The organism is Pseudomonas sp. GW821-FHT04D07 (assembly GCF_059420225.1).
This window is the reverse complement of sequence record NZ_JBWKTH010000013.1, coordinates 92,788-117,156: the sequence shown is the minus strand read 5'-3', so window position 1 is coordinate 117,156 and position 24,369 is coordinate 92,788. Positions and strand designations below refer to the sequence as shown.

At 56.2% G+C, this 24,369-nt stretch carries 20 protein-coding genes; 14 read left to right on the top strand and 6 right to left on the bottom strand.

Translation table 11 applies throughout. From position 1 onward, the window contains the following. Positions 1 to 234: 234 nt before the first annotated feature. From AC07T0_RS17250 to AC07T0_RS17240, 3 genes are all read right to left on the bottom strand, one after another. Complete coding sequence (locus AC07T0_RS17250) at positions 235 to 675, bottom strand: CBS domain-containing protein (RefSeq protein ID WP_495002339.1); 441 nt, start codon at positions 673 to 675, stop codon at positions 235 to 237. A gap of 173 nt (positions 676 to 848) precedes the next feature. After that, positions 849 to 1,604: a YkgJ family cysteine cluster protein gene (locus AC07T0_RS17245; protein WP_495002379.1), complete on the bottom strand. Its 756-nt coding sequence runs from the start codon at positions 1,602 to 1,604 to the stop codon at positions 849 to 851. A 136-nt stretch (positions 1,605 to 1,740) separates the two neighbouring features. Beyond that, positions 1,741 to 2,655 (bottom strand): helix-turn-helix transcriptional regulator, encoded by a 915-nt coding sequence (locus AC07T0_RS17240; RefSeq protein ID WP_495002338.1) that lies wholly within the window; start codon positions 2,653 to 2,655, stop codon positions 1,741 to 1,743. Positions 2,656 to 2,962: 307 nt separating this feature from the next. Between AC07T0_RS17240 and AC07T0_RS17235 the strand changes: the two genes are divergently transcribed. From AC07T0_RS17235 to AC07T0_RS17220, 4 genes are all read left to right on the top strand, one after another. After that, complete coding sequence (locus AC07T0_RS17235; protein WP_495002337.1) at positions 2,963 to 4,672, top strand: ShlB/FhaC/HecB family hemolysin secretion/activation protein; 1,710 nt, start codon at positions 2,963 to 2,965, stop codon at positions 4,670 to 4,672. An 11-nt stretch (positions 4,673 to 4,683) separates the two neighbouring features. Continuing rightward, the gene (locus AC07T0_RS17230) at positions 4,684 to 5,193 is read left to right on the top strand and encodes a toxin-activating lysine-acyltransferase (protein WP_495002336.1); all 510 of its coding nucleotides are present in this window, start codon (positions 4,684 to 4,686) and stop codon (positions 5,191 to 5,193) included. Between the two features lie 74 nt (positions 5,194 to 5,267). After that, positions 5,268 to 14,159: a two-partner secretion domain-containing protein gene (locus AC07T0_RS17225; RefSeq protein WP_495002378.1), complete on the top strand. Its 8,892-nt coding sequence runs from the start codon at positions 5,268 to 5,270 to the stop codon at positions 14,157 to 14,159. Continuing rightward, positions 14,159 to 14,755: a hypothetical protein gene (locus tag AC07T0_RS17220; protein ID WP_495002335.1), complete on the top strand. Its 597-nt coding sequence runs from the start codon at positions 14,159 to 14,161 to the stop codon at positions 14,753 to 14,755. The genes AC07T0_RS17225 and AC07T0_RS17220 overlap by 1 nt, the downstream gene beginning before the upstream one ends. Positions 14,756 to 15,019: 264 nt before the next feature. Here the strand turns inward: AC07T0_RS17220 and AC07T0_RS17215 are convergent, their stop codons facing one another. Beyond that, the gene (locus tag AC07T0_RS17215; protein ID WP_495002334.1) at positions 15,020 to 15,610 is read right to left on the bottom strand and encodes a DUF4291 domain-containing protein; all 591 of its coding nucleotides are present in this window, start codon (positions 15,608 to 15,610) and stop codon (positions 15,020 to 15,022) included. Between the two features lie 156 nt (positions 15,611 to 15,766). Continuing rightward, positions 15,767 to 16,114 (bottom strand): DUF6124 family protein, encoded by a 348-nt coding sequence (locus AC07T0_RS17210; protein WP_495002333.1) that lies wholly within the window; start codon positions 16,112 to 16,114, stop codon positions 15,767 to 15,769. A 391-nt stretch (positions 16,115 to 16,505) separates the two neighbouring features. Here AC07T0_RS17210 and AC07T0_RS17205 point away from each other — a divergent pair, with 391 nt between their 5' ends. The 5 genes from AC07T0_RS17205 (at position 16,506) to AC07T0_RS17185 (ending at position 19,775) form a co-directional block, all read left to right on the top strand. After that, positions 16,506 to 17,222 (top strand): hypothetical protein, encoded by a 717-nt coding sequence (locus AC07T0_RS17205; protein WP_495002332.1) that lies wholly within the window; start codon positions 16,506 to 16,508, stop codon positions 17,220 to 17,222. Further along, a complete protein-coding gene (locus AC07T0_RS17200) occupies positions 17,167 to 17,592 on the top strand; it encodes a NucA/NucB deoxyribonuclease domain-containing protein (protein ID WP_495002331.1) in 426 nt (141 codons plus the stop codon). The genes AC07T0_RS17205 and AC07T0_RS17200 overlap by 56 nt, the downstream gene beginning before the upstream one ends. 3 nt (positions 17,593 to 17,595) lie before the next feature. Further along, entirely contained in the window at positions 17,596 to 18,231 is a 636-nt protein-coding gene (locus AC07T0_RS17195; protein ID WP_495002330.1) for an SMI1/KNR4 family protein, read from the top strand. Between the two features lie 248 nt (positions 18,232 to 18,479). Next, positions 18,480 to 19,136 carry a hypothetical protein gene (locus AC07T0_RS17190; RefSeq protein WP_495002329.1) on the top strand — a complete coding sequence of 219 codons (657 nt, stop codon included), beginning with the start codon at positions 18,480 to 18,482 and terminating at the stop codon, positions 19,134 to 19,136. Then, positions 19,137 to 19,775, top strand: a complete 639-nt coding sequence (locus tag AC07T0_RS17185; RefSeq protein ID WP_495002328.1) for a T6SS immunity protein Tdi1 domain-containing protein — start codon at positions 19,137 to 19,139, stop codon at positions 19,773 to 19,775. It begins immediately after the preceding gene. Positions 19,776 to 20,056: 281 nt separating this feature from the next. Here the strand turns inward: AC07T0_RS17185 and AC07T0_RS17180 are convergent, their stop codons facing one another. Next, positions 20,057 to 20,263 (bottom strand): DUF6124 family protein, encoded by a 207-nt coding sequence (locus AC07T0_RS17180; protein WP_495002377.1) that lies wholly within the window; start codon positions 20,261 to 20,263, stop codon positions 20,057 to 20,059. A 127-nt stretch (positions 20,264 to 20,390) separates the two neighbouring features. On the opposite strand from AC07T0_RS17180, the gene AC07T0_RS17175 reads away from it, so the two are divergent. The 5 genes from AC07T0_RS17175 to AC07T0_RS17155 all read left to right on the top strand — a co-directional run bounded on the left by AC07T0_RS17175 (position 20,391) and on the right by AC07T0_RS17155 (position 24,191). Then, on the top strand, positions 20,391 to 20,798 hold the full coding sequence (locus tag AC07T0_RS17175; protein ID WP_495002327.1) for an RDD family protein: 408 nt from the start codon (positions 20,391 to 20,393) through the stop codon (positions 20,796 to 20,798). Between the two features lie 151 nt (positions 20,799 to 20,949). Continuing rightward, a complete protein-coding gene (locus AC07T0_RS17170) occupies positions 20,950 to 21,510 on the top strand; it encodes a hypothetical protein (RefSeq protein WP_495002326.1) in 561 nt (186 codons plus the stop codon). Positions 21,511 to 21,575: 65 nt separating this feature from the next. Beyond that, positions 21,576 to 21,998 carry a hypothetical protein gene (locus AC07T0_RS17165; RefSeq protein ID WP_495002325.1) on the top strand — a complete coding sequence of 141 codons (423 nt, stop codon included), beginning with the start codon at positions 21,576 to 21,578 and terminating at the stop codon, positions 21,996 to 21,998. After that, a complete protein-coding gene (locus AC07T0_RS17160) occupies positions 21,988 to 23,616 on the top strand; it encodes a hypothetical protein (RefSeq protein WP_495002324.1) in 1,629 nt (542 codons plus the stop codon). The genes AC07T0_RS17165 and AC07T0_RS17160 overlap by 11 nt, the downstream gene beginning before the upstream one ends. Before the next feature lie 14 nt (positions 23,617 to 23,630). Further along, positions 23,631 to 24,191 (top strand): hypothetical protein, encoded by a 561-nt coding sequence (locus AC07T0_RS17155; RefSeq protein WP_495002323.1) that lies wholly within the window; start codon positions 23,631 to 23,633, stop codon positions 24,189 to 24,191. Positions 24,192 to 24,369 lie beyond the last annotated feature (178 nt).

Sequence of the window (24,369 nt, the reverse complement as noted above, 5' to 3'; positions counted from 1 at the left end):
ATGTTTAAAACTGTAAAGGATAGACAAGGCCGTGTGAGGGCAGGGGGCGAATGTAGAGAGGCGCAGGTGGGAGTGAAGTGAAAGCGTTGTGAAAAAATCGGAAATAGCGCCAGGAGCCCCGTATTACCTGGGTTTCATAAACATTTTGACATACTTTATTGGGCGGTCATGGAGGCGACAGGAGCGAGCGGGTTTGCTCCTGTCGTGAGCCTGTCCATGGCCGGGGAGGGGGGCTTATTCGCCGCGAATATACTGTTCCAGTTGGCGGATCAGGTCGGCCTGTTCGGCAATGGCCTCTTTCACCAGGTCACCGATGGACAGCAGGCCGATCAGTTGCCCGTCTTCGACAACCGGAAGATGACGCAGGTGCTTGTCGGTCATAATACTCATGCAGGTTTCCACGCTCTGGTGTGAGTCCACGCTGATTACCGGCGCGTTCATGATTTCGTGGACCTTGGTGGTGACCGAGCTGAGCCCATGCAGGATCACTTTGCGGGCGTAATCGCGTTCGCTGATGATGCCCACGACCTGGCCGTTTTCGAGTACCGGAAGGGCGCCGACATTTTTCGAAGCCATCAGGATCAGGGCTTCGAACACGGTATGGTTGTGGGCGATCGTATGAACCCCCTGATGCTGGCTACCCTTGAGTTTCAACAGCTCTGCGACGGTTTTCATGGACGGCTCTCTCTTGCTGTTTTTGTTGGGCGGCCACATTCCATCGTAGCCGTTATTACAGAATCGTAGACGGATACTGTGAGGACGATGCAGAAAGCGGCCTGTAGACGCTGAAAAAACGTCATAGCCTGGTTTTTTGGCGTAGAACGCCGCCGTTCACTGAGCCCAACGCCTCAATCGGCTGGCCGTAAGGGGATAAACCGGTAGTGTCCGGCACCGGATTGAGTGACGGCAGCACCGTGAGCGAGCAGTGCCTGGGCGCTCTCTTCATCGGCCAGTTGAAAAGCCCACTGCTGTTCAGTGGCGCTGATTGCCCGATGCTCTTGAACCGCCTCGATCGCCGCCAGGAACGCCTGCATATCGGGCAGGTAAGTGGCGAAACCGTTGCCCTTGAGGGCGGTGGTGCTGATGTCGAGGCGGGCACAGATGGCTGCCTTGGCCCCGATATCCTCGCGGTCGGCCTGGCGCGAGCGCTCGATCAGCCCGGCCAGTTCCTGGTCGACCAACTGTCCGCCGACGATCAGGGCTGGGCCTTGCTCCCAGGACTCGGGTGGGCAGTCCTTGCGGTCCGTGCGCAGCGGGATATGCGGATTGATCTCCGCCGGATAGATACGGCAGACCAGCGGGCGCCGTTCATAGATGCCGCAACGATTGTCGGCATCGAGATTGCGGCACGGCCCGTTGTTGTAGGCGGCGAAAGTGACGGCCAGCCAGGCCTGGGTTGTCCCGCTGGCAACCAGGATCGAACGGCGACGGGCGTGTTCGAACTGTGCTGCGGCCACCCCGTGGCCGTTTTCCAGGAACGCTTCCACCAGGACGATCACCGTGCCGCCGTCCGCGGCCCATTGGCGGGACTCTTCGAGCGTCAGTGGAACGTAGTGGTCATTGCAGCATTTGCCGCAGCCCACGCAGGAAAATCGTGTGTTGATCAACTCGCCACCTCATCCAGCTCTTTTTGAACCGACGCACGAGCGCCGGCCCCCGTGGTTGCACGGAGTTTGAGCTGTGGAGGGGCGAGTAGCCTTTTTGTTACAGAGTTGGAGAAATAAACTCAGTGGCTGGGATTCAGTTGCTTCCATGTTCCGGCAGTCGGCGCCGAAACCGCCCCGGCGGCAGGCCCTGGGTGGCCTTGAAGCGGCGCGAGAAGTAAGCCTCGTCGGCAAAACCACACAACTGCGCAATCTGGCTCAGCGGCTTTTCGCTGTTGAGCAGGTGCGTGCGCGCCAGACGCATGCGGCGTTCCAGGACCAGCTCCGAGAAGGTGCTGCCGGTTTCCTTGCGCAGCAAGTGCGTCAGGTAGTTGGGCGACAGAAAGGCCGCCTCGGCGGTGTCCTTGAGGTTCAGTGCCGGGTCGGCGATATGCTCGCGCACATAACCCAATATCCGCGCCAACGCATCCCGCCGGCCGCGGCGTGCCGCCTTGTTCGCCGACAAGGCCTGCAACTCGCTCGCATACAGGCTGCAGACCTTGCCCGTCAGTTGCAGCAAGCAACCTTTGAGCGCCTGTCGGGTTCCGAGGTCGCGACCCTGATCCAGCTCACGCATCTTTTCCAGCAGGCCCAGGACCTCGGCGAAGTCGTGATCGGCGAGGATGAAATCCAGGTGCTCCTGGTGCTGGAAGGGTGAGAGTTCCGGCAGGTCATGAATGGACAGGTCCTCCAGGTCCAGCGGATCGCAGTGCAGGTGCGGCAGGAAAAATGCCTGGGAAAAATTGATCAGGACAAAATTGCCGTCTTCCGGGTGCGGGATCAGGTGCAGGCGATGGGGCAGGATAAACGCCAGGGCCTGGCGCGGATAAGGCCGGATGGCGCCGCCGATGTGCTGCACGGTGTCGCCGCCCAGGTTGATCTGGATCTGGAAGTAGTCATGCCGGTGTGGGGTGACGATGGCCGGGCGGGCCTGCTTGTCACGGATATAGAAGTCCGGGCGGTCGCTTCGTTGCTGCATGCCATAGGTGCGCACACGGGAGGAACTCGACATCGACACTGTCCTTAAGATTGAACCAGATGCCGACATTCTAAGAGGCGAGGGAGGTCTTTGCGACGCAATGCGGGGGTTTTCGCTAGTGCTGGTTTGTCATCGCCGGTGCTTTTGTTTTCTGCGGTTCGGAACTTTTCTGAGTGGATGTATCCAATTGTTTCGCTCTTGTCGGTTTTTTTATTACAATTGTTCGACAACGCGCTGACTCACGGCGCGTTGCAGGAAGTTTTATTCTCAGGGATGTGTCGTGTTTTTCAAGCCTTATTCGTGTGCCCGGCTGCGCGCTTCTGTGCGTGGCCGGTTCGTCGTGCAACGTTCGTTGTATCCCCTCGCAATCGTCAGTCTGTTTGCCAGCCTTGCTGCCACGGCGGCCGAGCCCGCGGAGCCGCTGGCGCCGCAACAGCCGTTGCAGCGCCAACAAGAGCGCGAACGGGTTTTGCGTGAGCAGCTCGAATCCTCTCCTGACGTACGCCTCAAGGCTTCCCCGGATGATGGCCAGGGCCGGCTGCCGGCCAATGAAACGCCGTGCTTCACCATTCGCCATATCGTGCTCGAAGGCGAGGCGTCAGCCGCCTTTCAATGGGCCCTGCGTGCTGCCAACCCGGCGTCCGATCCCGCGCTGGGCCGTTGCCTGGGGGCCGCGGGCATCAACCTGACCATGAAACGCATACAGAACCTGATCATCGCACGGGGTTTCATCACCACGCGGGTGCTGGCCGCACCTCAGGACCTGAGCCAGGGGACGCTTTCCCTGGTACTGATCCCGGGACGCATCAAACACATTCGGTTTGCCGAAGGCACCTCGTCGCGAGCGACGCTGTGGAACGCCATGCCCGCCCAACCCGGCGATCTGTTGAACCTGCGGGGCATTGAACAAGCCCTGGAGAACTTCAAGCGGGTGCCCACGGCCGAGGCTGACGTTCAGATCACTCCGGCAACCGACGCCAATGCCAAGCCCGGAGAAAGCGATGTAGTGATCCTCTGGAAACAAGCTTCGGTGGCGCGCCTGAGCCTGTCGGCGGACGACTCGGGGAGCAAGGACACGGGTAAATATCAGGGCAACGTCGCGCTGTCGCTGGATAATCCGCTGAGTCTCAATGACTTGTTCTATGCCAGCTTCAGCCACAACCTGGGTGGTGGCAAAAGTGGTGATCGCGGTTCTCAAGGGCACACCCTGCACTATTCGCTGCCGTACGATTACTGGCAGCTGGGCCTGACTTCCAGTGAGTACGACTATCACCAGACAGTGGCCGGGATCAATCAGAGTTATGACTATCGGGGCCGCAGCAACAACAACGAACTGAAGCTTTCACGACTGATCTACCGCGATGCGGTGCGCAAGACGTCGGCATGGGTCAGTGGCTGGACGCGCACTTCCAGCAACTACATCAATGACACTGAAATTGAAGTGCAACGCCGGCGCATGGCGGGGTGGCAACTGGGGCTTGATCACCGTGAGTTCATTGGCCGCAATACCCTGGATCTGGGCCTGGACTATCGACGTGGAACCGGGGCGGACCACGCCTTGCGCGCACCGGAAGAAGACCTCGGCGAGGGGACATCGCGGCCGAAGATCATCAACGCCAGTGCCCAATTGCAAACCCCGTTCCGTTTAGGGGCGCAGCAATTTCGCTACATCGGCGCCTGGCGTGGCCAATGGAATCGCTCGCCGTTGATTGCTCAGGATCGTTTCTCCATCGGTGGGCGCTACAGCGTCCGCGGCTTCGATGGCGAACAGATCCTGTCCGCCGAGCGCGGCTGGACCTTACGCAATGACCTGGGTTGGTTCGCCTTTCAAACCGGCCAGGAACTCTATCTCGGCGTCGACTATGGCGAGGTCGGCGGGCAGTCCAGCCAGTACCTGTCCGGCAAGCGACTGGCCGGTGCGGTGGTCGGTATGCGGGGGGGCTACAAGCAGGTTTCCTACGACCTGTTCATCGGCCAACCGCTCATGAAACCCAAGCATTTCGAGACTGCCGCCGTGACCAGTGGCTTCAACATCAACTGGTCATTTTGACGGAGACCGACATGCAGTTCGGCAATCTTGAAATCCTTGCACCCCAGCAGTTCGACGAACCCTGGAACGAAGCAACCGTGTTCGGTTCCGCCGTCTGGTTGTGGATGCAGTCGGCGGCCCATCGGGATGCGCCGTTGCATACCTTGTCGGCACTGCTGCTGCCGGCGATCAAGCAGCGCCAGTTCATGCTCGCCAGCGAGCAGGGCACGCCGGTGTTCTACATGGCATGGATGAACCTCAGCGCCGAGGCCGAACAGCGCTATCTGCACAACCCTGCGGTGTGCATGCCCGAGGCTGACTGGAACAGTGGCGAGCGTCTTTGGATCAGCGACTGGGTCGCGCCTTTCGGGCATACCAGGCAGCTATCGAAATTGCTGCACAGCCGTCTCTGGGCGCAACGCTTCGGCCGTAACCTGGGGCATCGGGGCGATGAGCGCGGCTTGAGTATCAAGACTTGGCAGGGCATCGGTGTCCTGCCTGCCGAAGCGCGTGCCTGGTTCGCCACGCACCCGCTGCCTTAGGTCTCACAACCCGCAGCTTTTTATCTTGATATCGGGCGCCTCTACGGATTGGCGCAGCTCAAAAGGAATTGAACATTAACAAGCATCTGTATCGGATCATTTTCAACAAGGCGCGTGGCCTGTTGATGGTGGTGGCCGAAAATGTGAGCTGCGGCTCGAAATCAACCGGCGGCGGAGTGACAGGCGCAGTCTCTGGCGTCGGCTGCGTGGTACGTCTGACACCCCTGCGTTTTGCCCTGATGGCGGCGCTGGGCCTGATCACGCTGGGCGCCGCGTCGGCCCAGGCGGCCGTGGTCGCCGACCCCGGCGCGCCTGCTGCGCAGCAGCCGGGCATCGGAGCGACCGGGAGCGGAGTCACTCAGGTCAATATCACCGCGCCCAGCGCCGGTGGTGTGTCGCGCAATACCTATCAACAGTTCGACGTCGATCGGCGTGGCGTGATCCTCAATAACTCGGCGACCAACAGTCAGACCCAACTGGGCGGCTGGGTGGACGGCAATCCGGCGTTGGGCGCAGGCACGGCGCGGGTGATCCTCAACGAGGTCAATTCGAGCAATCCGAGCCAGCTCAACGGTTTTGTCGAAGTGGCCGGCTCCCGGGCGCAGGTGGTGATCGCCAACCCATCCGGGATCAGCTGTGACGGCTGTGGTTTCATCAACGCCAATCGCGCGACCCTCACCACCGGCAAGGCGCAGTTCGAGAACGGCGCAATCAGCGGCTATCAAGTCAATGGCGGCAAGGTGTCCATCAACGGTGCCGGGATGGATACGCGCAACAGCGATTACACCGAAATCATCGCGCGCACCGTTGAGGTCAACGCGGGTGTCTGGGCCAAGGACCTGAGCATCCAGGCCGGCAAGACCAGCACCGACAACGGCGCTACGCCGGTGGTCGGCATCGATGTCGCGCAACTGGGCGGCATGTATGCGGGCAAGATCGTCCTGGTGGGCAATGGCGCCGGTGTCGGGGTGCGCAATGCCGGGCAGATCGGCGCCAGCGCCGGCGACGTGGTGATCCGCGCCGACGGGCGTTTGGAAAACAGTGGACAGATCAGCAGTGCCGGTTCGACGCAGGTCGGGACCGGCGCCGGCGTCCAGAACAGTGGCACGCTGTACGCCAAGGGCGACCTGACGGTCAACACCTCGGCCGATATCGACAACAGCGGTATCGTTGCCGCCCAGGGCAATACCCACCTGACAGCCGTGAACCTGAGCAGCATCAGTGGCTCGACCCTGGCCGCCGGGGTCGACAGCAGTGGCAAGCTGGGGCAGACCGGTTCGTTGACCCTGAATGCTTCGGGCCAGCTCAGTGCCAAGGGGCAGAATCTCGCCGCCGAAAGTCTGCAGGCCCAGGCAGCGGCCGTCGACCTGAGCGACAGCCAGACCTCCGCCGCCCAAGTGACGCTCACCAGCAGCCAGGGTGATGTCGACGTCAGCCGCGCGCGCGTGACCGCCAAAAACACCCTGACCGCCACGGCGCAGAAAGTCTTGCGCACCGATGGCGGCAACGTCAGTGCGGCCCAGGTACGGCTCAAGGCCCGTGACTTGTCCAACGTGAAGGGCGCAGTGCTGCAGAGCGGTTCTTCAGCCACGAGTATCGAACTGCAAGGGTCACTGGATAACAGCCAAGGCGTGATCGCCAGTCAGGGCGCACTGAATATCACCGCCGCCTCGCTGACCAACTACCAAGGTAGTATCGGCTCGGTAAAATCGAGCCTGACACTGACGGCCACGGGCGGCGTGCTGGACAACAGCGGCGGTCACATCGAGGCACTCCAGTCGATCGCGCTGGTCTCGGGCCAGTTGCTCAACATCGCAGGCTTCGTCGATGCCGGGCAGACCCTGAACATCACGACAGGGGCCATCAGCAATGGCAGCGGTGGGCAACTACAAAGCGGGACCAACACGACCATCGTGGGCGCCAGTCTCGACAATCACGGTGGGCGCATCGAAACACTGGGCGACCTCAGCTTCACGATCGGCGGCAAACTCGATAACAGCACCGGCCTGATTCGCAGCGGTGACGATCTGTTGATGACCGCGGCGCAGCTCGACAACTCCAGCACCCAAGGCCTGGATCAAGGCATCGAAGGGCGTACCCTCGGTTTCACCGTCGATCAACTGGGCAACCAGGGCGGCTCGATCATTGCCTCTCAGGCGTTGACCGTGACGGGCAGCGGTACGGTGAACAACCAGTCCGGAAAAATCTCGGCCGGCACCCGGTTTCTACTGACCGACCGTAACCTGGCGGCCAAAACCCAAATCGTCAGCAACCAGGGCGGCACGTTGATCGCGGGGAGCGCGTTGACGCTCAACAGCGCCAGCTATACCGGCAACGGTCGGGCCTTGAGCCTGGGCGATCTGTCTTTCACGCTTAATGGCGATTACGTCAATGCCGGCCTGCTGCAGGCCAACGGCAACCTGAGCCTGACAACCACGGGGCTACTGAGCAACCAGGCCGGCTTGCAGGCGGGCAACCTGCTGACACTCTCGGCCCGGCAAATCGATAACGCGGCCGCCGGTGAAATCAGTGCCCAGCAGGTACAACTGAATGCCAGCGAGTCGCTGGTCAACCGTGGTCTGATCAATGCTCAGTACACCCGGCTGAGCGCGCCCACCTTGAGCAACCTGGGTACCGGGCGAATCTACGGTGACCAGCTATCGCTGGCGGCGGGCACGCTGACCAATACCGTCGAAAACGGCACGGCGGCGGTGATCGCCGCGCGCGTGAGTCTGGATATCGGCGCGCAATACCTGAACAACAGCGAACACGGGTTGATCTTCAGTGCCGGTGACATGGCCATCGGTGGCGCGTTGGACAGCGACTACCACGCCACCGGTCAGGCGCTCGAACTCAATAACGCCAGCGCGACCATCGAGGCCCTCGGTGCCCTGAAGTTGAATGCGGCCTTAGTTCGCAACACCAACGAACACTTCTCGACACGCGAGGTCGAGCTTTTGCGCCAGGCGCTGCAACAGTATCAACTGACGGGCTCGGTCAATCGCTACGATCCGAATCAGATTTCGATCTACAACAACGAAGTCGACATTCTGGTGACCCCGGAAGGCAGCAACGACGATTGGAACCGCTACGACCTGACCCGCGTGGTGACCCAAACCCAGATTGCCAGTTCCGATCCCGGGCAAATACTCGCCGGCACTAACCTGACCATCAATGCCGACCAGGTCCTCAACGACAAGAGCCGGATCATTGCCGGTGGCGTGTTGCAAACCAACGCCAACAGCCTGACCAACACCGAAGTCGCGGGACAGCAGGTCACCACGGACAGCGGCACACTCACGAACTTCTATCGCATCCAGCAGAAAGGCCGTGACAAGCAGGGGGCCGACTCTGTCGCCTACAACCCGGCGGCCAGTGTGCAGGCGATCTCCTTGCAACCGACGGTCTATGCACAGAACACCGCCCCGCAAGGCAGTGGCACCCAGGTGGCGGGTCTGACCCTTGGCTCGGTGAGCGCTGGCGAGGTGTCCAGCGCAACCCAGGGGCCAAGCCTCACGCCGATCAGCGAGGTGCTGGCCAGTTCCACGAAAAACGTTGCCGGCGTGGCTGAGCGTATTCTCACCGGCGGAGTGAACAGTGCCTTGCCGGACAACGCGCTGTTTCGTCCGAACCCCGCCAGCACCACTGGCTATCTGATCGAAACCGATCCGCGCTTCACCAACTATGGCAAATGGTTGTCTTCGGATTACATGCTCGGCCGGCTGAACCTGGACCCGGCGGCGACCCAACAACGCATGGGTGATGGTTTTTATGAGCAGAAACTGATTCGCGAGCAGGTGGCACAGCTGACCGGCCGCCGTTTCGTCGATGGCTATGCCAATGACGAAACGCAGTACCGGGGCCTGATCGATAACGCCGTCACCTACGCCAATAGCTGGAAGCTGATTCCCGGTGTGGCTTTGACCGCGGCGCAAATGGCCCAGTTGACCAGCGATATCGTCTGGTTGGTGGCCAAGGATGTCACCTTGGCCAATGGCGAAGTACGCAGTGTGCTAGTGCCGCAGGTGTACGTGCGAGTCCGTGACGGTGACATCAACGGCGCGGGCGGGTTGATGGCCGGGCAGCAACTGAACCTGAACGTGACGGGCAATCTGGTCAACAGCGCGAGCCTGTCGGGGCGTCAGGTGGTCTCCATCAAGGCCGACACGCTGAATAACCTGGAAGGGCGCATTCAGGGCAGCGCCGTTAGCCTTGACGCGACGCAGGACCTGAACAACCTCGGTGGCCAGATCAAGGCTGACAAGAGCCTGATGGTCAGCGCCGGGCGTGATCTGAATGTGCAGTCCAGCACCATCAGCACCCAGAGTGCGCAGGGCAGCCAGACCAATCTGTCGCGGGTCGCCGGCCTGTTCGTTTCCGATCCGGCGGCCACCCTGTTGGCCAGCGCCGGACGGGATATCAACCTGCAGGGCGCACAGGTGGTCAATAGCGGCAGCTCGGGTGTTACCAGCCTGTCCGCCGGTCGTGACCTGAACCTGACGACGGTCATCGAGACACGTGACCAAAGCAACCACTGGGATGGGGACAACTGGCGTACCGAGGCGAGCCGCAGCGAAAGTGGCAGCAGCCTCCAGACCCAGGGCGACCTGAGCCTGCGCGCTGGCAACGATCTCAATGTGCGTGCCGCGAGTGTCAGCAGTACGGCGGGTGTTGTGATTGCCCAGGCGGTGCGGGACGTCAATCTGACGGCTGGGGAGAACGCCCGCAGCGCCGATGAAGCGCACAAGGTCAATGGCAGCAATGGCTTCCTTTCCAGCAAAACCACGACCACCCGCGACTCCACCAGCGACACCACCTCCCAAGGCTCGAACCTCGATGGACAGCAGGTGGCGGTTCAGGCCGGTCGTAATCTGCTGGTTCAAGGCAGCCAAGTGGTCGCACAAACGGGCGCAGCGCAGCTGGTGGCCGGCAACGATATCTCGATTGTCGAGGCGGTCGACAGCACACAGACGCGTCATGACAAAGACAGCAACAGCCACAGTTTTGGGGGATTCAAGGCCAGCAAGGTGACCGACAAGGTCAGCGAAAGCCGAACCACGGCGGTGGGTAGCCTGGTCTCCGGCAACAGCGTCGCGGTTCAGGCCGGACAGGATGCATTGGTCCGGGGATCATCGCTGGTGAGCACGGCGGATCTCACCGTGAGCGCGGGGCGCGATCTGAGCGTTGATGCGGCGCAAAACACCTTCACCCGCAACGAACTGCACAAGGAAAAGAACCACGACTTCACCGGCGTGCTGACGGGGAACAGCCTGGGCGTCGATGACATGACCGGCAACCAGCACCTGTCCATCAGCAGCCAGAACCATACCGGGCAGTCCTCGGAAACCACCTTGACCGGCAGCACTCTCGGTTCCAGTGCCGGCAATGTGTCGCTCAGCGCCGGTCGCGTGCTCGGGGTGACGGCCAGTGATTTGGTCAGCACCCAGAGCATGAGCCTGACCGGTGCCAATGTGACTATCGCCGCCGGTATGGAAAGCGCGAATCAGAGCAGCACCGACGAGACCCGCAGCCTGGCGGTGGGGCGCGTGCTGGGTGGTACGGTGATCGATAGCTACAACACCATGCGTAGCGCGATCAAAGCCGCGAACAGCGCCGACGATCCTCGACTCAAGGCGGTGAAGTGGGCGCAGGCTGCATTGGCCGGTTACAACCTGGGAGGGGCATCGTCGGATGCCTACGATGGTCGATCGGGCTATTCCAACAAGACGGGCAGTGCTAACAGCAATGGTTCGTTGATCAAGATCGGCACAGAGTTGGCGAGCACCCACACCACCAGCACCAGCGAGTACGACAGCCAGACGGCCAAGCAAAGCTCGCTCACGGCCGGTAAAACCTTGACGATCATCGCCGATGGCAGCGCGCCGGGGACGGCAGGCGATATTCATATCATCGGCAGTGGCATGAAAGCGGCCGATACGGTGTTGCTGGCGAAGAACAACATCACCCTGGAAAGCGCGCAGGACACCGCGAACTGGGCCAACGACAGCAATAACGACAAAACCGCGATCGGTGCCAGTTTCAATATCGGTGAGCAGAATGGTTTCACCCTCGACCTGGGGGCGTCCATCGCCAAGAGCATGGGCACTGGCGGTTCGGTAACCCAGGTCAACAGCACCCTGGATACCGGCTCGCTGGTCCTGCGCAGTGGACAGGACACCACCCTGGCTGGCGCGCAGGTCCGGGCGCAGAGCATCAAGGCGGATATCGGCGGCAATCTCAATATCACCTCGCGCCAGGACAGCGAGACCCAGAAGAGCGAGCAGGGCAGTGCTGGTTTCGGCGCGAGCATTTGTATTCCGCCGTTCTGCTACGGCTCGACGGTGACGGCTTCCGCCAGCTTGGCGGCGGGCAACATGAACAGTAACTACAAGGCCGTGACGGATCAGAGCGGTTTGTTCGCGGGGGCGGGTGGTTACAACATTCATGTGGGTGACAAGACCACGCTGCAAGGCGCAGTGATTGCCAGTGAGGCGTCTGCGGACAAGAACTTGCTCGATACGAATCGGTTGATCGTCAGCGACATTAAAAACACCAGCGATATCAAGAGTCAGTCGGTTGGCCTGTCGCTGTCCTATGGCAGTTACTCCGGGTCGACCGTGGGGGGTAGCGTTCCGCTGTCGCTCAGCGACTCGGATCACAGTAAAACCCGTAGTGCGGTCAGCGAAGGCACGATAGTCGTGCGTAGTGCTGAGGGTGCGAATGATCTGGTCGGACTTAACCGTGATACCGCGAACGCCAACCAGAAGCTGGACAAGCCTGACCAAAAGGCGATGCAGGAGCGCATCGACCTTATTCAAAGCACTGTGCAATTGGCCACCGGCATCGTAGATGCGGTTGCCAAAGCCAAGTCGGATGCCGCGAATAAACTGGCAAAAGAGGCGGAAGAGTCGAAAGGGGTCATGTCGGATGCGCAGCTAGCGGCCACGAATGCAGCTGCGAATGCGGCTGCGGCAGATGCGGCCAGTTGGAACATCGGTGGCGACAAGCGAATCATGGCCGATATCGCCACGGGCCTGCTCGCTGCGGGGTTGGGCGGCGCGGGCGGGGCGACGGCGGTGGGTATCGTGGCCAATACCACGGCGGCGGATACCTACAAGAAAATCGGCGACTATGCCGATCAGCAACTGGCGGACGCGACGCGCAGCAAGGACACAAGTCTGCAAGCGGTGTGGGCTGAAGGTGGCTCGGCGCGTATCTTGCTGCATAGCCTGGCCGGTGCATTGCAGGGCTTATCCAGCGGTACGGCGGCGAATGGCGCGCTGAGCGCCGGCGCATCGGCGGCTGTTATGCCGACCTTGGACCAGGTACTGAAAAATAACGGTATCGACCCGGAAAACCGCGATGCTCTCGGCACTTGGATCGCCGCGGGGGTGGGGGCTGCCGTGGCAGGTGGCAGTGGTTCGATCGCGCAGGCGAGCGGTGCCGTTATTGCCGGCAATATCGATAAATACAACCGTCAGGCTCACCCTACAGAAGCACGCTTGATCGAAGAGGAAGCCCCCAAAATGGCGGCCGAGCTGGGCATCAGTCCAGCCGAAGCCGAGCAGCGAATGGCGCGCGCGTTTGCTTTCTATACGGATGCTCAGTGGAAACAAACGATAGGGGGGGCGGACAGTCAGTTCAAAGCCACGACATTGGAGCATTTGGGAGCGGCTTTAGCACCTTTGGCGGACCGGTACGCTGTCAATCAAACAACCGGAGATGTTCCTAAACTGTCTGAGGGGCCAAGAACTTATACCCCGGCAGAAACCACGGCCTTGCTGCAAGGCTATCAAGTTAATCATGCTGTCTCATATAACGATCCTCTGATGTATGGGGAGTACTTGATAAGCGGGAATGTATTTAACTACCGAAGTTCTGAGGTGAATAGTCAAACCGATTACTATGATAGGAATCTAAAATATAACGTTCCTTCTTTAGCGTCTGTAGGTGCTTTGGGTTCTGGGCTGGTGGAGGGCGTGCAAGGGATAGGGAGCGGGTATTATGGGGTGGGGAAAGGTCTATATGAGCTCGGAAGCGGGCTTGTAAATGATTTTTCCGGGACCAGCTCTCAGATTTCAAATGGCCTCCTGGGTGTTGCTGCGGGAACCGGCTGGGATAGCTATAGAGCAAAAAGCAATGAGGGTGAGATACTTGACTACCTTGGCAGTTTGCAGGGATACTCTTCCGCGTATAATGAGCTGAAGGGTAAGAAAATTGCGGAGGACTCCCTTTACCTGATTGCCGCTGGCCGTGTCGGAGCGTTGGGTAAAGCAGCAGATCTTTCTGAGTTGGCCAATAGTGCAAAAAACGCGGAAGAGGCAGCAAAGCTTGGTGCCGGAACACCTTCGTGGTACAGCTCTGAAGGTCCCTATAGCGTAAAGCTTTCTGGGGGCTATACTTCGAGAGCGATGACCGTTGATGCTCAGGTTATAAATAGTGCTGGGGACTTTAGTAGCGGGCTAGGTACAAAGGCTGTAGAGGATGCGCTTTACCCCATTCCCACTGGCCACTTGGGGGCTGCCGCAGACTTTTCTGAATTGGGCAATGGGGCAATTACAACAGCCGCAGAGGCTGCTAGCGGTACTTTGACTGTGTATCGGGTGCAGGGTGGTGTGATACCTAATGCAAGCAAAACGCTTATTACGCTTGATGCTGATGGCAATCCAATAATTAAAAATGGAACGCTGAATATCAGTATTGGAGATGCATCGCATGCGCAATATTTTCAGGCACTACGTCCTGGCAGTACGGTGACTTCATTTGATATACCGAAATGGATGGATGATTTCATTCGAGAAAATGCAATTTCTCAGGATTTCTATCGAAGCAATCCTTTGAATCAGGGTGGATTGGCTCCGAAGATCGTTGATACAACAACGCCGGGCCGGTCTTACGAGCTACCCCCTCCTTGGGGAGAGTGGTTGCAGGAAAATGCAATTCCAGGGTCTGGTAAGGTGAAATAATGAAAAAGCTCGAAGAGATTTTAGGGGCGGCTACTCCTGAATTGCTTGATCCGCAATATGTGGTGGCTGTTGCTCGCCATAGAGGAGTTGTTCACTGGCTATTATTAGAACCTGAAAATTTGGTGCTTGATTGGAGAAAACGGCGCGATGAATTTGTCTCGGCAGGCCATCAGTTCCCCGATTTGAACGTGGTAGCTGCCCAAAGGGCCGGCATCGTGGTGCTTGATCAAGATACAGCTGACGATTTTTTACGTGCACCGGAGGCTCATAAGTTGAGTCCTGAATTTTTACAGCTGGCACTCTTGGAGCGCTTCCAAAATGCGCAATCGTGGTGGGATGTGAGCTTTTTGTTTCCAATTGCGTTCATTGATTTTGATAGCCGACGTTTTGCTGGTTTTTATCAGAGTGGCCCGAGACTAGAGCGCTATGTTCCTGACGGGTGGGAAGGTGAGTTTGTGGACTTTGCCAATACGTATCCGGAAGATGTGTTTCCAGAATCAGATAAATTCTGGATTGTGGATGGCCACGACTTGTTGCATGAGTTGAACGAGCGAGGTCGTGCCCTCGAAGCCAGTCGTATCAAGGCGGATGACTAAAACCAAGTTCCTTATGAGTCTCATCCGGTTCTACGGGTAGCAGCGCCGTGCCGATAAAAATTATCCTGACATCGGGGGAGGGTGTAATTAGTTTTGTGTAAACGGTCATTTGGCTGGGGGCTGCCTACCCCAAGGAAATTCAATGACCGAGCCCCCTCCCACAGCGTGTCAAATGAGTCAAGTCTGATATTGAACTGGTGAAGTCAAAACCGTTTGCGGAAAGGTCATGCACGACGGAAAATCGAATCCTGCGGCTCAGCAATATCACTTGTAGTGCTCTGAGCTGTATTCTATTTCCTGTGGGAGTTTACTTTGTGCGGTAGCGAACTCGCCGTCTTGAATTAGTTTGTAGATTGAGTGAGCCAAGGGGGTTACATCAGTAATGCGTTGTATCCATTGGTTTACATATAGTTGTACGGCTTCTTTGCTAAGGCCGATCTGAATAGCTCTATATTTCAGCGGGCGCAAGAGCAAGTCTCTTTCCGGGTCCCACTGAACACGTACAGGTGATGCATTTTTTTTGGCTTCCCATTCTGCCATATCGATAGATTCATCAGCATGACTCAAACAGCTGTGCGCTAATGCCCATTCAAAGCCTTCCCTTGTGATATCTATTGCCAGGATACGCTTCTGTCCGGCATCTTTAAAACCCCATCCAGCGCGATACATCATCCACAAAAAGGAAGGTTTAATCCAAGTCATTCGGTCCATCTTGAACGGCGGGGATGCGAGTTTTCCCTGTGCCAGTGCAGCGTCTGCAATGGCATCGGAATAGGCTTGATAGACGCGAATGGTTGTCGCATCGTAGACCGCCCTGATTTGACGATGAGGTATTTCAGAAAATTGCTTGTTCATATTTTTATTTTGTACTCGTCGGAGAAAAACTGAAAGGGGGTGGATTTGAATGGCACTTACTTAAGCGATGTGCCGTCGAAGGTCATGCGTTGCCAGCGGGCATGATCTTCGACGGAGCGGGAAGCACAGAGGTTCCCGTTCAATGACCAAGTCCTGTCAGGCGACAGTGTTGACGGTCTGCCCATCCAGCACCGAGTCCATTTTCAGCTGTGCCAGCTCAATCAGGTGCACCACACCCATCGCCACCTTGCGATTCGAGCCGGTTTGGTTGTCGGCATGCTCATAGGCCGTGGCCGCGGCGGATTGCAGGATCGAGTAGACGTTGACCAGGGCGTCTTCCTGATGCCTGGGGGCCGGTAGATGATCACGTAGCACTGTGTTTGGGGCGGGTTTCGAACCAGCGTCCGGACCGAGGTTGTAGTGAGACAAAGCCCGGTCGGCGATACGTGGATCGATGGTTTCAACGTTGAGTGTTGCGGGCGGATTGGGGGTGATCTTGAACATAGAATGGGTACTCCCGATCTGTTGAAGGAGCCGCCACATTCGCGACTAAACGAAGGGGTGGCAGCCGTACGCAGGTTAGTCGACCGGTGATCAGGAAACCCGGCGCACCGAAGTGCCCTGCGCACGACCACCATGAAACGGAGGCTGAAAAATGCGCCTCGTAGAAGGTGGTGCTGTGCGCCTGATCAAACTGGCGGGCGACTAAACCCGGTCACTGAATTGGCAGTGACGGAATGAAGCCTAGCTGCGAGATCCGACGCAAACAAGCGGTTGGGATTTTCTAGGAAATTTCACTCAAGGGAAAGAGAGTTCTCTTGCAGGTCGCGAAAGAGCCGGACAGCATCGCCGCAAACGTTAAGCGTGTGTTGAAGGTGAAAAGGGATCTTCGCTGGTGAGCACGGCGGACCTCTCGGTGAGCGCGGGGCGTGACCTGCAGATCGATGCGGCGCAGAACACCTTCACCCGCAACGAACTGCACAAGGAAAAGAACCACGACTTCACCGGCGTGCTGACGGGGAACAAGCTGGGCCTCGATGACATGACCGGCAACCAGCACCTGTCCATCAGCAGCCAGAACCATACCGGGCAGTCCTCGGAAACCACCTTGACCGGCAGCACCCTCGGTTCCAGTGCAGGCAATGTGTCGCTTAGCGCCGGTCGCCTGCTCAGCGTGACCGCCAGCGATCTGGTCAGCACCCAGAGCATGAGCCTGACCGGTGCCAACGTGACTATCGCCGCCGGTATGGAAAGCGCGAATCAGAGCAGCACCGACGAGACCCGCAGCCTGGCGGTGGGGCGCGTGCTGGGTGGTACGGTGATCGATAGCTACAACACCATGCGTAGCGCGATCAAAGCCGCGAACAGCGCCGACGATCCTCGACTCAAGGCGGTGAAGTTGGCGCAGGCGGCCTTGGCGGGTTACAACCTGGGGGGCACGGCGTCAGACGTCTACGATGCTCTGTCGGGCTATGCCAACAAGGCAGGTGGTTCTGCCAGCAAGGGTTCGTTGATCAAGATCGGCACTGAACTGGCGAACACCCACAACACCAGTATTGGGCGTTGCGGCGAAAGAGGTAGGTGGTGTAAAAGGGGCGGCAGATGTAGCTGAGATTGGTGCGGGTGCAAAAGGCGCAGGTGCCGCTGGGAGTGATGTTGAAAAGGTTGTAACAGTCAGCAAAAACCGCTTTCCTGAGTCAGCACAACACATCGAAGACGCTATTGACGCGGGTAAGCCTGACACTCTGACCATAGATCGCGCGAATACGGCATCAAATAGGCGTGATTCTTTGCGCGGTATTGAAACCAAACCAGGTCTTGATCGTGATGAGTATCCACCTGCAATGTTCCAAGAAGGTGGTCAAGGGGCCTCTGTAAGACATATCAACCCTAGCGATAACCGTGGGGCTGGTGCTTGTATTGGTGCTCAATGTAGAGGGTTGCCAAACGGAGCAAAGGTTCGAACAGACGTGGTGGATTAGAATATGACTAGTTTGGATAAATTGTTATCGAACGCAAGTTCATATTTGAGCGAACATGAGCCTGAAATGTTAGGGCAATCGCGTAGATTGGCAGGCACTTTAGCTGATAAACTTTTGGGAATGCTGTGTCAGCGTAATGGTTTTTATGCTCTAGAAAGTGCTTTGCATGTATTTCCAACACACTCTAGTCAGAACGAAATTGGTATTTGTGATTGGAACGAGAGTGCTCTGTGGCGCAGTGGCTACAAAGGCCTGGCCGATGGTTGCCTTTTTTTTGCTGAAGATGTTTTTGGTGGGCAGTTCTGCATTAAAGATAGCAAGGTCTATACCTTTGACCCAGAAACAGGCTCGTTAGAGTACTTGGCTGATGATATTGAAGGCTGGGTGCAAATGCTCCTCAGTGATTATGAGGTACTTACGGGCTATCCGTTAGCGCATCAATGGCAAAAGCAGAACGGTCAGCTTCCTACCGGGAAGCGTTTGTTACCTAAGGTGCCGTTCGTACTGGGTGGTGAATTTGTGCTGGATAATTTGTACTTGGCTGATGCTGTAGAGGGGATGAGATTTAGAGCTGATATAGCCAGTCAAATTAAAGAGCTACCGGACGGCGCCCGGATTAGATTGAATATTGATAGCTAATTTTTGATAACGGATAACAGATTTATATAGAATCATACTCGATCTGACACCGGCCTCGCGCCGGTGCTGTTTTATCTGTTTACTGCAAAATCTCCCTTCCTTCGCTGCTCGCTTTGGTCGTGGCCTGAGCGATCAAAGCATCAAGCATCTGCGCAACAAATTTCTGCTGGCTCTTAGGTGAGGAATGGGCTTTCCAGCCGGCTACGCATGAGCAGTCGGTTGTAGGGCAGGCTCGATACGACGCGGAGGTGGCAGGCACAAAAGCTCGTCTTGATGGTATAGCTGCTGATGCTTTTGCGGCGGGTTGTGGAGGGATGGGGCCAATCGTGATTGGCTGTCAGACCTACATGGCTTCGGGTGGAACGAATCCGGTGACGGGGGCTGTGGCTACCACTGACGAACGGATTCTGTGGGGCCTGGACGCGGTGCTTAATTTTGCGGGGGTTCGGGGGGCACTGGGCGTTGCGGCAAAAGAGGTAGGTGGTGTAAAAGGACCTGCGACTGATTTACTGTCTGGTGAAACAAGAGTAGTAGGTGACGGAGCACCGGTGGCAGGCGATGGCGTCGATCTCTCTCTATCTTACAAATCAGGATGGACGGACGCGCAACGTGCAGCGGCAGATGCAAAAGTTAAAATTCTGAACGACGCAGATACCGTCCTAACGACGCCAGTACGCTCTGGGACATCGGCTGCGAGTCGTTATAGGCAGGCTGGCAATACAGTGCCAACGGGCTCTGATGTCGATCACATGGTTGACTTACAGCTCGGCGGTACTGACACTATTTCTAACATGAGTCCGTTAGATAGGAGTGTTAACCGTAGCCTTGGTGCTCAAATTTATCAGCAAACAAAGGGCTTGCAGCCTGGAACGAAAGTTAATAATGTGAAAATTGGAGATCGGTAAATGTATGATATTTTTCGCGGCTCTTTCCCAGTCGACTACCGTGTGGCCAATGAAAATCTGACTGTTTTGGATGTTAAAGGTGATGATTATGGACTGGCTGAACTGATGTTGGAGTTTGGAGGGTGTTCATTTGATAAGGCGTTATATCGGGTGATGACGCCTGGTTCGATTAAGGAGTGGAACCAAGTTGTCGAATATGCGTTTCCAAATTTTAATGGGCGTGTGCAATGTTTTGGCTGCGATTGGCTAGGGCGCATATTTGCACTTGACTCAGGCAGATTGGAAGATGGGCATTCTGGCGTTGTTATGTTTGAGCCGGGAACCGGACAGGCTTTAGAAATTCCTTGCAATATCGTAACTTTTCATAACAAAGAATTGATTGAGTACCGGGAAGAGGCTTTAGCCGTTAGCTTCCGTCTTCAGTGGCTAGTTCGAGGCGCTGCACCTAACTACGAGGAATGTATCGGATACAGGATACCATTATTTCTCGGTGGTGAAGATATCGTGGATAATTTGGAGGTTTCGAATCTTGATGTCTACTGGACATTAGCAGGTCAAATGATTAGGAAGGCTAGGGGGCTTCCCCTAGGTACGTTGCTTGGGGAAATTACTTCTGCTGATGAATTTGTACCAAAATAATTCAGTACAAAAGAAGTAAGCGTTTCAACTGGCAAGGCGGTTTCTGTTCCAACTATTTTTATGGGAGCTGCCGATTGATTTTTTAAAAAATCGTCTAATAGAGCGGGTATTGATGCATAGGGCTTTTTTGATGTGGTAACCCCTGAAAGCATAGCCCAAAAAGGGGACGGATTTGAATGGCACTTACTTAAGCGATGTGCCGTCGAAGATCGTGTGTTGTCAGCAAGCATGATCTTCGACGGAGCGGGAAGCACAGCTTCCCATTCAATGACTGAGTCCTGTCAGTTGATGGCCTGTCCATCCAGTACTGAGTTCATTTTCAGCTGTGTCAGCTCAATCAAGTGCACCACATCCATCGCTACCTTGCGGTTCGAACCGGTTTGGTTGTCGGCGTTTTCATAGGCGGTTGCCGCAGCGGATTGCAGAATCGAGTAGACGTTGAGTAGGGCGTTTTTCTGATGCCTGGGGTCAGAAGAGAGCGGATTTATTTTTTGGGGGAGAGTAAAGCAGTGGTCCTGTCAGGCGTATCGAAAATAAATTCGTACCCTTTTCAAGTCACCTTGTTATTGATTTCTTACAATGATCCGGCAGTTAAGAGATAATATGGAGTTCAGTATGGATGGACGCACACAGCAACATTCTCCCAATTTGGCCAGCCCAATTCGTCGATTAGCTGCTCAGATCATTGACTCAGTCATCGTGCTTTTTCTGATGTCTGTCATCATCACGGTTTTGAACTTTGTAGGGCCGTATAGTATTGCCTCTCTCGTGGGGATGGTCGTCGGCGGCGGATATTTTTTATTTTCTGACGCTATTTGGGATGGCCAAAGCATTGGCAAAAAAATGATGAAGATTTCAACTGTTGATGAATCCAGCCTTTTAGGCTGCAGCTATCTTCAGTCATTTGTTCGGAATTTTTTGAAGTTTAATCTGCTATTTATAGATTGGGTGTTCGTGTTTTTTGGGGGGCGGAAAAGATTGGGGGACATGCTCGCGTCGACAGTAGTGATCAACGCAGAATAGGTGTTATATCTTTCGATATTGCAGAGTATTGAAAACGGTCGACTCCTCTCACAGCTGCTGATGAGGTGCAAAAGGAAAGGGCAACGTTGTCTGCTCCTGAAATACCTCAGTCGGGCGGCAAGTAATTTTTAATAATGTACATGGAGTGTTCATGAAAAAAACGTCACTGCTAATGTTGAGCCTGATTCTGATATTGCCTGGGTGTAAATCCAACGTCAGAGACTCTTCCCCCAGTTTGCTCAAGGACGGTATCCAACTGCGCCAGAACAAAGTGACTGTCGATGCGCAGCACGCAAAGGTCATCATGAAAGCGTCGGGAGCTACCTTCCCAGTAGAGTTTTCGATCAGGCGCGCGATGGACCCTGACCAGCGCATGGATGTGCAGGGAACGGTAGTGGATACCGGCCGGGGCAAGTTGTTCGGCTGGATTGCCACGCTTAATGAAGCGGCCAACAGCGCAACATTGAAGCACTTCCCGCAGTTGGAAGTACAGGCCGACGCCGATCAATCGTTCGAGGTTTCGGGTTACGCCAGTGGCGAGAGTATTGGGCGTGCCTATCGATGTGGCCCGCTCAGAAGCACGTTCACACCGGAGCGAAGCAAGGTCTATCTGGTGGAGTTTCAGTTTGTGGGTGACCGCTGTGAACAGCATGTCTACGATGTTACTCAGTCAGAAGTGCGTATTCCTATCGCTAGCGTACCAGGCCTTTGAGGCCGATTTGAGTCAACGCTGAGCCGTCGCAACACACAGAATCCATTTGAAGAAGGAAGCACTATGTGAAACGGAATTTCTCCCTGGCCCTTATCGTCCTGGCTGCAACTCTAGGTGGCTGTGCCGCCAACAAACCGGCCAACGATCCATCCTTGATGGGTTCATGGAAAGGCCTGCGGGCAGAAAACGGCAAATGCCAGTTCCTATCCTGGAAGAATGACTTCAAGCCCGACGGCAGCTTCACCATCACCTTTTTCCGGGATGCCCAGCAGACCCAGCCGATTCAAACCGAACATGGCAGCTGGTCTGCTGCCAATGGCAGGAATGAATTGAGAACCAATGGAGTGCGTTTGCCAGATGTCTACACCTACAAGTTGATTGACGCCGACACGGTGCATTACGTGAATGTGGCGTCGGACCCTTCTGGCGATTGCCAGGAAGATTACGAGTTCACTGAGCACCGCGTTCGCGGTTATCTTGCTGCATAGCCTGGCGGGTGCATTGCAGGGCTTATCCAGCGGTACGGCGGCGAATGGCGCGCTGAGCGCCGGCGCATCGGCGGCTGTTATGCCGACCTTGGACCAGGTACTGAAAAATAACGGTATCGGCCCGGAAAACCGCGATGCTCTCGGCACTTGGATCGCCGCGGGGGTGGGGGCTGCCGTGGCAGGTGGCAATGGTTCGATCGCGCAGGCGAGCGGTGCCGTTATTGCCGGCAATATCGATAAATACAACCGTCAGGCTCACCCTACAGAAGCACGCTTGATCGAAGAGGAAGCCCCCAAAATGGCGGCCGAGCTGGGCATCAGTCCAGCCGAAGCCGAGCAGCGAATGGCGCGCGCGTTTGCTTTCTATACGGATGCTCAGTGGAAACAAACGATAGGGGGGGCGGACAGTCAGTTTGATGCGAAAACGTTGGAGCATTTGGGAAGTGCGCTTTCACCACTGGCAGCTCGGTATGACAGTGTTGCTGCAACGCTTGAAAGCGGGGGGAAGGCCTATACCTCCGATGAAACGTTGAGTCTGATAAAAAACTACAACGTTGCTCACTCGGCTGAGTTCAAGGACTACAACGTCAATATTAGATATTTGGGCGATTCCGACAGATTCAATACGGCCAATCTGGTTGACTATTACAAGCTGAATCTTGATTACAGTGACAGCAAGCACGGGGCGATTGATCCGTACTTGGGTGGGCTGGTAGGTGGGGGATTAAGTGCCTGGTCTGGCGTCCGATCAATCGCATCTTTGGGGAATGAGCTTTTATCCGGTCATCCATTAGACGCCGCGAATAGCCTTCTCGATCCTTTTGTCGAACCTAGCTCGGACATGGTTACCAACTGGCTGACCACGAAAAGTGGTCAAGATTTTGTTTTCGGGCTGCAGAACAATAGCTACGAGAAGGGGCTGCAAACGGGGAAAACCACCGTTGATCTGGCGACGCTGCTGATTCCGGGGCCGGGTGAGGTTGCTGGGGTTGGAAAGGTAACCAAGGTTACGGAGCTCAGTAACCTTGCTAAGCTGGGCGACGAGTTGGTTCAGGCTGAGCGGGGGATAGGTGGTACAAAAAGTACTGATGCCATTGCAGGCTCGAACATTGGTCGTTCTGACCTTGGAGACTTGCTAGGTCGTGGCGGTAATAAGGATGTTTATGCCTATGGAGACAACCAAGCCGTTGGCGTCTTGCGTAATGGAACGAATTCGCAGGCGATTTCCGACGAGATCGACATGCTCGGTAAGTTGCATGATGCGGGAATTCCCACAGTGAATCCTCAAGCCGTGAGTGTTGACGGTACACCTGGTATGCTGATGGACCAGTTTGCTCAAGGGTCGAAAGATGTCGTGAGGCTTGTGGAGGGGAAGGTGCGCATTGTCGGCGATTCGCCACTCCTCAATCAACAAAGCATTTCAGATCTACAAGGTATTCGAGATACAATAGTAAATAACAATATTCAGATCAACGACCTGCAGTTTCTGATTAGCAACAAGGGGCGCGTTGTGGTTGCTGATCCGCTTGCTGTTAACTTTAACGCTGCGCCGTCAAGAAATAATCTTCGAATGATCGATTTGTTGATTCAGGCAGCACGGAAAAATGGACCGTTTTAATGGAGGCTAAGTATATGACTTCAATGGTGCCGTCTGTGGCAATTGAGTTTCTTCGGGGGCTCACTGGCAAGCAGGTCACCAAGCTTGTTAGGTATAGCTGGTGGCCTGGGTCGGAAATTGCCGCTCAATGTGGTATTGAGGACGAATTGGCCTTCTCGTTGACGGCCGGACCTTTAGCCGTCTATTTCGAGGATGGTGTAATCCTTGGATTTTCGAGTGACCCCTCTCTGAATAGCGTCATCGTCTGGGATGAGGCTGCGAGGGTCGCGAGTCAAGATCAGACCTCATTGGAAGGCGACGAGGAACTGTTCGCTATTTCTGAGTCTGGAGGGTTTGCTACTGTTTTTTGGAAGCAGCTTATCGGCTGTTGTGTAAGTAACGTAACAATACTTAAACGTGGGCAGATGAATGCGAAGGAGCGCCAACGCCCCAGCGAAGTCGGCTTGCGTTTTAGTTTTTCAGGAGGCAAGAGCTTTGTCGTATCCCATGGTTTGCATGATAATTCTGATGATTTTTCAGTGCTAGAGGAGTCTCAATTGAGTGCGGTTGAGCTGGAGGAGATTCAGATAAACTAACACCTTGCAGTTTTCGGTTAAAAAGGATGGCGATGGCTGAGTCTCTTATGGATCAAAAAGGGACGGATTTATTTGTTTTGCTCGCTTCATAAATAAATCTGTGGCGGGCTCACTGCTGCCGGTTAGGTGCAAAGGGAAACGGGTGATTTGGTCTGCTCCTGAGGTATCCTTGTCTGGC

Coding starts and splice junctions, on each gene's coding strand:
- AC07T0_RS17250 (WP_495002339.1), bottom strand. CDS start 675: ATGAAAACCGTCGCAGAGCTGTTGAAACTCAAGGGTAGCCAGCATCAG.
- AC07T0_RS17240 (WP_495002338.1), bottom strand. CDS start 2,655: ATGTCGAGTTCCTCCCGTGTGCGCACCTATGGCATGCAGCAACGAAGC.
- AC07T0_RS17230 (WP_495002336.1), top strand. CDS start 4,684: ATGCAGTTCGGCAATCTTGAAATCCTTGCACCCCAGCAGTTCGACGAA.
- AC07T0_RS17220 (WP_495002335.1), top strand. CDS start 14,159: ATGAAAAAGCTCGAAGAGATTTTAGGGGCGGCTACTCCTGAATTGCTT.
- AC07T0_RS17215 (WP_495002334.1), bottom strand. CDS start 15,610: ATGAACAAGCAATTTTCTGAAATACCTCATCGTCAAATCAGGGCGGTC.
- AC07T0_RS17210 (WP_495002333.1), bottom strand. CDS start 16,114: ATGTTCAAGATCACCCCCAATCCGCCCGCAACACTCAACGTTGAAACC.
- AC07T0_RS17195 (WP_495002330.1), top strand. CDS start 17,596: ATGACTAGTTTGGATAAATTGTTATCGAACGCAAGTTCATATTTGAGC.
- AC07T0_RS17185 (WP_495002328.1), top strand. CDS start 19,137: ATGTATGATATTTTTCGCGGCTCTTTCCCAGTCGACTACCGTGTGGCC.
- AC07T0_RS17175 (WP_495002327.1), top strand. CDS start 20,391: ATGGATGGACGCACACAGCAACATTCTCCCAATTTGGCCAGCCCAATT.
- AC07T0_RS17170 (WP_495002326.1), top strand. CDS start 20,950: ATGAAAAAAACGTCACTGCTAATGTTGAGCCTGATTCTGATATTGCCT.
- AC07T0_RS17155 (WP_495002323.1), top strand. CDS start 23,631: ATGACTTCAATGGTGCCGTCTGTGGCAATTGAGTTTCTTCGGGGGCTC.